Genomic DNA, 11,227 nt, shown 5'->3' with positions numbered 1-11,227 from the left:
TGAAGCGCGCGACGATGGAACTGGGCGGGCATGCGCCTGTCATCGTCACCGATGATGCCGATGTCGAACGCGCCGTCGCCATCATGTCCGCCAGCAAGTACCGCAATGCCGGCCAGGTCTGCGTGTCACCGACCCGCTTCCTCGTGCAGGAGCGCGTCGCCGATCAGTTCCTCGACGGCTTCGTCGCCGCCTCGAAGACGATCAAGGTCGGCAACGGTCTCGAAGCCGGCGTCGACATGGGGCCGCTTGCCAATGAGCGGCGCATCCCGGCGATCGAAAGCCTGGTTGCCGACGCGGTCGAGCATGGTGCCCGATTGGCGACCGGCGGCCATCGCATCGGCAACCGCGGCTACTTCTTCGAGCCGACGGTTCTGGCGGACGTGCCGCTTTCCGCCCGGATCATGAACGACGAGCCGTTCGGCCCGGTCTCGATCATCAATCGCTTCCATGATCTCGACGAGGCGATCAACGAGGCCAATCGCCTGCCCTTCGGTCTTGCGGCCTATGCCTTCACCGGATCGGAGCGCAGCGCCCACCGCCTCGCAAGCGAGGTCGAAAGCGGAATGATTTCGATCAACCATCTGGGCCTGGCGCTCCCCGAAGTCCCCTTCGGCGGCATCAAGGATTCCGGCTACGGCACCGAGGGCGGATCCGAAGCGATCGAGGCCTATCTGGAAACACGCTTCGTCACGCGAAAGAGCGTCTGACGCCGCGGCAGGTGAACGTCCGCTCGCCCGAGAAAGCAACAAGGGACGGTGTCGATGACACCGTCCCTTGTCATATCGTGCCCGGCTAAAACGCGTTGTTCATCCAGTCCTCGTGCGCGTGACGGACGCGAGCGACGAGGATGTTGGCGTCCGCCTCGATCCGGTAGACGACCAGATGTGCCTTGCAAGGATGGATGCGCATCGGCGGCGACAGCTCCGTGCGTTCGCGCGCCATGCGCGGGTTGGCGGCAATCAAGGCGAATACGGCGAAGAGTTCATCGTGATATCGCCGCGCCTGGGCGGAGCCGAAAAGGCGCACCCCATCTGCGGCGATCGCGATGATGTCTTCTTCTGCCGCGACGGAAAGCCGAAACGCCATTATCCGCGCGGCACTTCAGCGCGCGTAAGCGCCGCGGAAAAGAGCTCGTCCTTGGAGCGGGACCCGACGCCGCTCTTCAGACCGTCGTCGACAAAGCGTTGCATCACCGCAACCTTGTCATTTCGCTCCTGATCCCTGCGGATGAGGTCGCGCACATAATCGCTGGCGTTGGCATAACGGCCCGTGCGCGTTTGCGCTTCCACCCAATCCTTCATCGGGTCGGGCAAGGATACGTTCATCGTCGCCATGTCGGTCTCCATTTCCTGCGGGCAAGCATGGCATACTTTGGCAAAGTTTGTCAAATCAGCAAGCCCAGGCTGCCGGTTTTCGCCCCGCACAGCCCCGCATCCTGCTACGCTCGTGCAGACCATCGTGCGGTGCATCGGAGGCGCCGGTCCGGTCTGATCGCCAAGGCGGTTGACTATCGGCATGCCAGCCTTTCTGAATGCCGTCGGCACTACTAAACGTCGGATTGCAATCAGGCCGCAAGAATGACTGAGACGCTTCATCGAAATGCAATGGCAGCAACGGGGTCCGCCCTTTCCGAGCCGGAAAAGAACGTCATCATCGGCGGCGTTCTTCTCTCCATGCTTCTGGCCGCGCTCGACCAGACGATCGTGGCGCCGGCGATGCCGACCATCGGCAAGGCGCTGGGACATAGCGACTACCTGCCCTGGGTCGTGACCGGCTACCTCCTGACCGCGACGGCCATGGCGCCGCTTTACGGCAAGATCTCGGATATCTACGGACGGCGGCCGACGATCTTTGCGGCCATCATCATTTTCCTTGCGGGATCGCTGATAAGCGCGCTGGCGCCCAACATGCTGACACTGATCGTAGGCCGTGCGGTGCAGGGTCTTGGTGGCGGCGGCCTGTTTGCGCTGGCGCAGACCGTCATCGGCGATCTCGTACCGCCCAAGGAACGGGCGCGTTACGCCGCCTGGATATCGGGAACCTGGGCGGTCGCGAGCATCGCCGGGCCGCTGCTCGGCGGCACCTTCGCCGAGCATCTGCACTGGTCGCTGATCTTCTGGATCAATATCCCGCTGGGGCTGGTGGCGATGGCGATCATCAACAAGCCGCTGAGGAAGCTGCCGACCGTCGCCCGCGCGCATCGTATCGACGGGGCCGGAGCTCTATTGCTCGTCGCTGCGACTTCGCTATTGCTGCTTGCGCTCAACTGGGGCGGCAGCCGCTATCCATGGCTTTCCGCCGCCATACTCGGCTTGCTTGGCGCTTCCGTCGTGCTCTGGTTCGCCTTTGCCTTGCGGCTGCGCAGGGCGAGCGAACCGCTGATCTCGCTGGAAGTGCTTGCCAATCCCATCGTACGCTACGGAACGCTCGCGATGTTTCTGGCGCAGGGCGCCAATGTCGGGCTCTCGGTCTATATCCCCGTCTATGCGCAAACGTTCCATGGCCTGTCGGCCAGCAGTTCGGGCGTGGTGATGCTCGGCCTGCTGCTTGGGACCGTCTGTGGAGCGACGACCAGCGGGCGGACGATACCGCGCATCGTTCACTATAAGAGGATGGCGCTGGTCGGCGGCGCGCTGGCCTTGCTTTGCCTGGCGGCCCTTGCTGCTCTCGCCGGTCGGACCTCGCTCGTCGTCCTCGAAATGCTGACATTCGCCGCCGGTTTCGGCTCGGGCATGACCTTTCCGGTGGCGACGATTTCGGTCCAGAACGCCGTCGACCAGGCGCATCTTGGCGTCGCAACCGGTGTTCTGACGTTCCTGCGATCGCTCGGTGGCGCCCTCGGCGTCGCGGCATTCGGCGCGATCGCTCTTGGCAACGGACTGCCGCTTGCTGGCGAAGGGGTGGAACCGCTCGGCACGACGGTTACCTCGGCCGTGCCCTTCACCTATATCTTCATCGCGAGCGCCGCAGCGATGGCGGCGGCGCTCATCTTCTTTCATCTCATGCCGGAAAAACCACTGCGAGGCCGCGACGAAAATCCCGTCGCCGCAGTCGTCGAATAGCTGGCCGCGCCGGCGCCGGCGCGGTCATGAACGGCATGCGGTTCGCGGGCTCAGAACTCCGCCTTCAGCGACGCGTAGAAGGTACGTCCCGGGCCGGGCTGCTGCACCAGGCTCAAGGGATCGACATAATAGGCGTCGGTCAGGTTCTCGATGCGGAAGCTCGCCGTCAGGGTCTCGTTGATCCGGTACTCGGCGAACGCGTCCACCAGCGTATAGGGCTTCCAGTCGATCAGCGAGATGAACTGGGAAGCGCCCTGCGCGGTCACGTCGCCATGACCGATCGCGCGCGATCCTGTACGAGAAATCCGCCCGCCAACCGTCAAGGCGTCGTCGAGGAATGTCTGCGACAGCGTCAGCGCGACCGTGTATTCCGGCGGCACCTGGTTGGTGGCGTAGTCGGCATAGAGCGACTTGTGTCCGCAAGTGGTCGCTGTTCGGCAAAACTCGACGTCGGTGTAGTAGTTGGCGGCGAGCTCGGCGGTAAAGCCGCCGCGTTCATAACGACCGGACAGTTCTATGCCCTGGAAGTGCGCGCCGGCAATGTTGTGAATGCGCATGCCGGAGATCCCGCGCGGATCAGTATACCATTCGCGCGAGATGTAGTTGTCGACATTCCAGTCGAAGAAGCCGAGCTTCATCATCGCCTGGTCGTCGGCCGAAAATACGCCTTCGCGCCTCAGGTTGGTGCCCACCTCCCAATTGCTCGACCGTTCCGGCCGCAGGTTGGAATTGACGTTCATGGTGAAGGCCGAAACGCCCTCGAAGATGCTCGGCGAGCGCAGTGCGTTCGAGTAGTTCACATAAAATTGAGTGCCGTCGAAAGGCTCCAACGTCACGCCCACCGAGGGGCTGAAGCCGCCGTCGCTGAGGGCTGTGTCGTAGGTGTAGCCCGGTCGGGCCTGTTCGGGGGCATTTCGATCCTCGGTCCAGTAGTGCTGGTAGCGCAGGCCACCATTGATCGTCAGCCAATCGGTGGCTTTCCAGGCAGCCTTGGTGAAAGCCGCCGCCTCCTGCCGCGTGCCATCGCGAAGGTCGAGCCAGGTCTCCAGTTCCGGTGTGAACTTGCTCGGTCGCGTATCCTCGCTCAGGAACGACAGGCCGTAGGTCAGGTCGAGCGCGCCGTAGTCGGTCGACAAGACCGACGTGTTTGCGACATCGGCGCCCCACATGAAGGTGTCGGAGCCGGTGCGGAAATCGGCCGGCAGGCCGAAATCTCCGGGCTGCGGATAGAGCACGCCGCTCCGCCGGGGATTGCGCAGCTCCAGCCGCGTGGCCCAGAGATTGGCCTTGAGATCGATGAGGTCGTTGTCGTCAGGCTTCCAGCCGTATCGAAGCGTGCCGGCATCGACCTTCGTTCCCGCCGTCTGGCCCTGCTGCATCGCCTGAACCCGATCCGAGGTCAGGCGCGACGCCAGGAGGTCGCCGGCCTCGCTGCGAAAACCATTGTAGCCGAACTGCAGGCTGTGACCGTTCTCGAAGCGAACTGTGCCCTTGGCGAGATAGGACTTTGTCTGGAGCTGGGTGTTCAGCACCTCCTCGCCGGCGCGGTAGTTGGCGATGCCAATATTGTCGATATAGTCTTTCCAGCCCCGGGCGGGCGGCAGGCATACGCCGCTCTCATAGCAGAAGGGTCGCGGCCCCATACTCACCGGTACTGCCGAGGGTCCGTTGGTGCCCGCGTGATAGTTGCCCTGCCGGCGATAGGCGTAACCGGCAAGGAGGTCGACGTTTTCTTCCTGCATCGCACCGACGATGCTGCCCGAGCCGCTGGTCGGATCGAAGAACGAGGGGCGGTCCATTCCGTCGCTTTTTGCCGTTGCGACCGGAGGCGCCCAGGTGCCCCCCGGCCAGGCATAGCCCGCCGTGGTGCCGGCCGGCGGCGGCTTGGATGTGTTGGTGCCAAAGCCGCCTTTGACCCGAAGGCCGAATGTGTGCCCCTCCTTCACGATGTCGCCGGCGTCGAGCGTGCGCATCGCCACCGTGCCGGAGATACCGCTCGATGCGACGTCCGATCCCTTGGTGATATCGACGCCCCCCAGGAAATCCGGATCGACGAAGGTCCGGTTGGAGATGCCCTGATAGCCCTGATAGACCGTGGCCGAATTGCTGGCTCCGTCGACGGTGACGGCAACGCGGCCCATACCCTGCATGCCGCGGATGTTGACGTCGACGGCGCCGGCGCCGTTGCGCGCTTCGCCGGAAAGCACGCCCGGCGTGCCGCGGAAAATGTCGGCCGGGCTCGAGCCGCGGAAGCGGTCGATATTTTCTTGCGAGATGTAGGCGGTCGGCGCAGCCGTTTCATAGGGCGCATCCACCGGATTGATGATGCCGCCGCCGGCGACGATCGGCGCAAGCATCGTCTCGCCGTTGGCCGCACCGACCGCGTGCGCACCGGAAACGCGCTCGGTGATCGTGACGGTCCCGCCGTTCAGGCTATAGGAGAGGCCGCTGCCGGACAAAAGCTGGGAGAGCGCCTCTGCCGGGGGGATCGGTCCGCTGACGGCAGGCGCGGATTTCCCCTGGGTCAGCGATGCCGAATAGGCAAGTCTCAGCCCCGACTGCCGCGCAAATGCCGTAAGCGCCGCGGTCAGGGACTGCGCCGGTATGTCGAAGGTGGTGGCGCCGGAACGGGCAGACCGTTCCTGTTGTGCCAGAGCCGGCATTGCCGTTTGAAGTGAACCGACCGCCGTGGTTGCGACCACGACCGCGCCAAGAAGTTTGTTTCGCCCCGTTTGTCTGGACATCTGATCCCTATTCCCATGCTTTGAGCGAGGGATCGTTCTTCCTGCTGGCAGGACACACCCCTCAAAAGCCGAGACGAGGCGTCACCCAAAAACCCGCAACGATGTTCGAAAAAAAATGAAACCGGCTAGACCGCCGAGATCAATGTCACGAAGCGCGTCATGCGCGTGACCCGGATCGGCAGGCCGGACGCAAGTGCTGAAAGCGAGGCGTCAGGGGTTCTGAGATCCAGCACCGCGCTGACCAATGTCGACTTCAAGCGGTCGTGGCTGAAGACGATCCAGCCGCCGTGATAACGGCTAAGGGCAGCGACGACGTCGCCGAGCCTGCGGTTTTCGGCGACATACATGCCGGACTGCCATGCGAGTGCGATTGCCGGATCCTGCACGACAGGGTTACCGATGGCGCCGTCACCCCCGACCGACACGCGCTCTCCCTCGGCGATCGTAACGCCCATGAGGTCCCCGCCTGCCATTGGCGATACGCGAACGGAATGGCGGGTGACAGCAATGCCGAGCGAACCATCGGCGGCATTGGCGTCCACGTCGAAGGCGGTTCCAAGGGCCTTGACGATGGTTTCACCTGAGGCAACCTGAAAGGGTCGTGCGTCCGCCGCCACGTCGAAGAATGCCTGGCCTTCCTTCAGAACCACCCGGCGCGCCCGTTCGTCGAAATCCACGTCCATCGCAGTGCGCGCGTTGAGGACCACCCGTGACCCGTCGGGCAGGTCGATCGAACGCGTCTCTGCCGTGGTGGTCGCATAGTCGGAGCCGAGGATGCGCAGCCAGGGGCGCGAAGCGGCAAGCCCGCCTCCCAGAACAGCGATGCCGAACGCGCCGGTCAGAAGACGGCGGCGCGAAAGGAGTGCGGTGTCGCGGCCGGGATAGACGAGACCGGTTTGGCGCTCGCGGCGCAGATGTGCCGCATCGTCCCACAAGGCTTCCGCTTCGACCGCCGCCGCCTCGTGCTCGGCACTTTGTCCGCGCCACGCATGATAGGCGCGTTGGTCCTCGCTGGTCGCCTCGCCGGAATGCAGCCGGACGACCCAGGCGAGCGCCGCGTCGGAGATGTCCCTTGCGGGACATTGCGTTGTCGCTGATGCCGGTTTCATCGCCGCCCCTTGTCAGACATGGTCCAGCTCGCGCCGCACGTCGCGGCAATGGCTCAGGGCACGCAGCATGTGCTTTTCGACCATGCTGACCGAGATACCCAGCGTTTCGGCTATTTCGCGGTGCGAAAGGCCCTCGACCTTGTTCATGATGAAGGCCGTTCGGCAGGCCACGGGCAACTCGTTCAAGAGAACGGAAAGGGCTGCGACCTTGTCGCGAAATTCCAGCCGCAACGCAAAATCGTCCGACGATGACAGACGGTCTGCCTGGTCCAATTCGACCCGGCGCGACCACTCCCGCTCGAGCTTGATGCGAAAGTCGATCGCCGCATTTCGCGCTGCCCTGAACAGGTAGGAACGCGGGTGCTCGACGCTGCGGCGGTCTACCCTCACCATGCGCAGATAGGCGTTCTGCACAACTTCCTCACCGTCATCCCGATTGCCGATCAGGCGCGATGCATAGCGCACCACCTCCTTGTGGTGACGTCTGAAGAGCAGACCGAGCCAGTGATTGAGAGAGCTTGCCATCAGCCACCCTTCCTAGCGAAGCGCGCCACGGCGGTCTTGGGGGTGGATTTCTTCAGGCATGATGCAAACTTCGCGGGAAAACCTGCGGCTCGTCCGATGCGGCACGCTAATACTTGTCTCTTATACTCATGTTTTAGAGCCCGACAAGCGCCTTTGCGCGAAAACGCGGGGATTGGATCGCCGGCACCGAACCCCGGATGGTTCCGGGCAGTCGGTACCGGCGGCATTTATTGCTGATCAGAAGAAAATCGATCCAGGCTCTGTTTCAAACGGCCTGTTCGAAGTCTGTCGAAACGGAAACCGTGTGCCACTGGGCAAGAAGATCGCGATCCGAAGCGTGCTTGGCCTCGATCGCAGCCACCGTGTCGCTGCCAAGCGGAAGCCGGACCGGCGGCTGCTCCGCATCGACGAACGCAATCAGTACGTTCGCAAGCGTGTCGGGGTTGCCCGGCTGGTTGTGGCTGATCTCCTTCGCCTTGCTGCGAACGGCACCTGCGGTCTCCGCATAGTCGCTGATCTCGATCGGGCTGATGCTCAGTGACGTCGAGTCGAGAAAATCCGTGCGGAAATAACCGGGCTCGATCGCCGTCGCGTAGATTCCGAGGGGCGCGAGTTCCGCCGCCAAAGCCTCGGTCAGTCCCTCGACGGCAAACTTCGTCGAGCAGTAAACGCCGAAACCGGGTCCGCTGCGGTAGCCGCCGACGGATGAGAAGTTGAGGATCCGCCCATGGCGTTGGCGACGCATGTGCGGCAGCACCGCGCGGGTCACGGCCAGAAGTCCGAAGACGTTGGTCCGATAGAGCGCTTCAATCTCGGGACCTGTCGCTTCCTCGACCGCGCCCAGGAGACCGTAGCCGGCGTTGTTGACCAGGATGTCGATGCGCCCGAAGCGCGCGATCGCCTGGCCCACAGCCTGATGCGCCTGGGCCTCGTCAGTGACGTCGAGCGCGACGGCCAGGAGATTGGGATGATCCCCGAAGCGGTCCGCGATCGCCCTGGGATTGCGCGCCGTCGCGACCACCTGATCACCCTTCGCCAGGGCCTTTTCAACGATAAGAGCACCAAATCCACGGGATGCGCCAGTGATGAACCACGTATGCATGTGAACCTCCGGTTTGTTTCGCCGCTCCATCGTCGGCGGCTGGGAAGGTTGTACTGCGAGACGTCTGCTGAGATAATCGACTGGATTCTTGTTGAGTTGTTGAGTCGTATTCATCAATGCGAACCATATCGCCGTCCGACCTGTCGCCTTTCCTTGCGCTCGCCCGCCACCAGAGCTTCCGCCGTGCCGCCGACGAGATCGGCTGCACGCCGTCCGCACTCAGCCACGCCTTGAAGGCGCTTGAGGAGCGCCTGGACCTTAGGCTCTTCAACCGGACCACCCGCAGCGTTGCGCTGACCGAGGCGGGAGAACTTCTGCTCGCCCGCGTGGCGCCCGCCTTCCGCGACATCGAGGACGCCCTTGACGATCTCAACAATTTCCGGGGAGCGCCGATCGGACGGTTGAGGTTCAACACGGCGCGCGCTTCGGCAAAAATGGTTCTCCTGCCAATCGTTGCGCGGTTTCTCGAAAGTCATCCGAAGGTCAACATCGAGATCGTCGTCGATAACGACCTTGTCGACATGGTGTCGGAGGGTTTCGATGCGGGTGTTCGCTTTGGCGAGATCGTCGCGCAGGACATGATCGCCGTCCCGATCGGTCCGCGCCAGCGTACCGCGATCGTGGCAACACCTTCCTTCTTCGAGCGCCACGCAAGGCCGACCGCTCCCGAGCATCTGAAGGCGCTGTCCTGCATCGGACTGCGCTTCGGCAGCGGAAGGCTCTATGCCTGGGAGTTCGAGCGCGGCGGTGTCGAAGTTCAGGTCGAGGTGACCGGTGCCCTGATCGTCGATGACCAGGACATGATGGTCGACGCGGCCCTTCTCGGCGCGGGGATCGGCTTTGCCTTCGAGGACCAGGTGCGCGCGTTCATCGACGAGGGCAAGCTGGTCCGCGTCCTTGAAGACTGGTGCCCCTATTATGGTGGCTTCTATCTCTATTATCCGAGCCGACGCCAGATGCCGGCGGCGCTCAGGGCATTCGTCGATTTCGCCAGGGTCTGGGACAAGTCAACGCCTTGAGCCGGAACGGCGCAAGCGATCGTCGAGCCCGCTCGCTGCTCCCCCGCCTTTCCGCGTAATGTCCGTGCAACCTCGCGTTTACAATCGTCTCGGCAAGGTTTTACTGACATCGGTCTATGCCGCCTCAAAAAAAAAGCGTCAGCCGAACGGCGTTGCCGGTCCAACAACATGGTGCGGATAGTGTGGAAGCTCTGGCCACGGTCTCTCAAGCAACGTCTCATTGCACACTTGCTGGTTCTGCAGCTGGCGGTGCTTCTTGCGTTCGGCCTATCCTTCGTCACGCTGCTCGTCGTCGCTGACGAAGGCGGCGCGCTCGTCAGTCCCGCCCCGGTCGAGACGGCGTTCCGCGCGATCAAGCGGAGTGCCAGCGGCAAGCTCGAACTCGCTGACACCGCGGAACTGGCACGCGTTCGTCGCGAGCAACCGCATTTCTGGTTCATCGCGCGCAGCGACGGGGGCGAGATCGTTCAGTCCGGCGACGTACCGGACATCTACCGCGGCATGACCGTGGCCCTCGACCGAATGACCTATTCGGACATCCGCGACGACGGCCCGCCATCGAACTATCTCGCCGTCATCCGGCGCATGACAAACGAGGAAGGCAGCTTCACCGTATTCGGACAGGGAACGCTTCTGAGCCAACCTTCGCTCATCCTCTCGTTCTCACGCCTGTTCGTCGCGCCGATGCTGGTGCTGCTCGCGCTCGTCACGATCTTCGCGGTGCCCCGCATCGTCAACCGGGCGATCCGGGGCATCTCCGATCTCGCCCGCGAAACGGATGAGATCAACATTACGCACCGGAGCCACCGGCTGGCCGAAACGGCGGTTCCGAGCGAGGTCCGCCCGCTCGTGCGCGGCATCAACAGCGCCCTTCACCGGCTCGATCAATCCTATGGCCAACATCAGCGCTTCATTCTCGACGCCGCCCATGAGCTGCGGACGCCTGTGGCCATTCTTCAGGCGCGGCTCGACTTGCTCGCCTCAGGGCCGGAGCGCGACCGGTTGATCTCCGACTGCGAAAGGATTTCAGCGCTTGCCGAGCAGTTGCTCGATCTGCAACGGCTGGAAGCCGACGCCAGGCCCTTCACCGCCGTGGACCTCGTCGCGCTCTGCCGCAACGTCGTTGCCGACCTTGCTCCGCTCGCCATCGACGAAGGCTACGACCTGTCGTTTGAACAAAACACCGAGCAGTCGCTGATACAGGGCGACGCAGTCTCGCTTGAACGGGCGGTTACCAATCTCGTCCAGAACGCGATCGAGCATGCCGGAAACCAGGGCGTGATCCTCGTACGGGTCGAGCCGGACGGCGTGATCGAAGTCAGCGACGACGGCCCGGGCATCCCGGAGGGGGAACGCGAGCGCGTCTTCGAGGCTTTTTACCGCCTCAAGCCGCGCGAACGTGGCGCTGGTCTCGGCCTCAATCTCGTTCTGCAGATCGCGCAGCGACACAAAGGCCGCGTGAGCATCCTCACCTCACAGAGCGGCGGTGCCTGCTTCCGGCTGGCCTTTCAGAACGGACGCATCTGAGCTGCAATCCGTAGTACCCCCAACAGGCAAGTGTGAGCGTAGTCCGAGTACTAGTCGCCCGGAAAGCGGCCGAAATGGGCCTTTTCGGCGGAAAAAAATCGATCCGGGATCTATTTCGGCGGTTGGAAAGCAAAATTTA

10 protein-coding genes are annotated in these 11,227 nt (G+C 63.3%); 4 read left to right on the top strand and 6 right to left on the bottom strand.

Annotated elements, in window-relative coordinates; translation table 11 throughout:
- Window positions 1-707, top strand: a 707-nt coding sequence (locus IB279_RS27890) for an aldehyde dehydrogenase family protein (RefSeq protein WP_192340071.1), incomplete at its 5' end; no start/stop codon positions are given.
- 85 nt (window positions 708-792) lie between these two features.
- Here IB279_RS27890 and IB279_RS27885 read toward each other — a convergent pair.
- Together IB279_RS27885 and IB279_RS27880 are read right to left on the bottom strand one after the other, a co-directional pair.
- Window positions 793-1,086, bottom strand: coding sequence for a type II toxin-antitoxin system RelE/ParE family toxin (locus IB279_RS27885; RefSeq protein ID WP_060607842.1), 294 nt, complete (start codon window positions 1,084-1,086; stop codon window positions 793-795).
- Entirely contained in the window at window positions 1,086-1,334 is a 249-nt protein-coding gene (locus IB279_RS27880; RefSeq protein WP_034798187.1) for a type II toxin-antitoxin system ParD family antitoxin, read from the bottom strand. The genes IB279_RS27885 and IB279_RS27880 overlap by 1 nt, the downstream gene beginning before the upstream one ends.
- Before the next feature lie 243 nt (window positions 1,335-1,577).
- Between IB279_RS27880 and IB279_RS27875 the strand changes: the two genes are divergently transcribed.
- Window positions 1,578-3,062 carry an MDR family MFS transporter gene (locus tag IB279_RS27875; RefSeq protein WP_113189184.1) on the top strand — a complete coding sequence of 495 codons (1,485 nt, stop codon included), beginning with the start codon at window positions 1,578-1,580 and terminating at the stop codon, window positions 3,060-3,062.
- 50 nt (window positions 3,063-3,112) lie between these two features.
- Here the strand turns inward: IB279_RS27875 and IB279_RS27870 are convergent, their stop codons facing one another.
- From IB279_RS27870 to IB279_RS27855, 4 genes are all read right to left on the bottom strand, one after another.
- A complete protein-coding gene (locus IB279_RS27870) occupies window positions 3,113-5,806 on the bottom strand; it encodes a TonB-dependent receptor (protein WP_113189183.1) in 2,694 nt (897 codons plus the stop codon).
- Window positions 5,807-5,931: 125 nt separating this feature from the next.
- A complete protein-coding gene (locus tag IB279_RS27865) occupies window positions 5,932-6,915 on the bottom strand; it encodes a FecR domain-containing protein (protein ID WP_113189182.1) in 984 nt (327 codons plus the stop codon).
- 12 nt (window positions 6,916-6,927) lie between these two features.
- On the bottom strand, window positions 6,928-7,440 hold the full coding sequence (locus IB279_RS27860) for a sigma-70 family RNA polymerase sigma factor (protein ID WP_060530493.1): 513 nt from the start codon (window positions 7,438-7,440) through the stop codon (window positions 6,928-6,930).
- 265 nt (window positions 7,441-7,705) lie between these two features.
- Window positions 7,706-8,542 (bottom strand): oxidoreductase, encoded by an 837-nt coding sequence (locus tag IB279_RS27855; protein WP_089045812.1) that lies wholly within the window; start codon window positions 8,540-8,542, stop codon window positions 7,706-7,708.
- 116 nt (window positions 8,543-8,658) lie between these two features.
- Here IB279_RS27855 and IB279_RS27850 point away from each other — a divergent pair, with 116 nt between their 5' ends.
- On the top strand, window positions 8,659-9,561 hold the full coding sequence (locus IB279_RS27850) for a LysR family transcriptional regulator (RefSeq protein WP_060607827.1): 903 nt from the start codon (window positions 8,659-8,661) through the stop codon (window positions 9,559-9,561).
- 228 nt (window positions 9,562-9,789) lie between these two features.
- A complete protein-coding gene (locus IB279_RS27845; RefSeq protein WP_246802157.1) occupies window positions 9,790-11,088 on the top strand; it encodes a HAMP domain-containing sensor histidine kinase in 1,299 nt (432 codons plus the stop codon).
- The last annotated feature ends 139 nt before the right edge of the window (window positions 11,089-11,227 follow it).

This window comes from Ensifer sp. ENS06 (assembly GCF_014852205.1).
In the GTDB taxonomy this organism is placed as follows: Bacteria; Pseudomonadota; Alphaproteobacteria; order Rhizobiales; family Rhizobiaceae; genus Ensifer; species Ensifer adhaerens.
The sequence above is the reverse complement of the archived record's forward strand: the minus strand, read 5'-3'. Positions and strand labels throughout refer to the sequence as shown.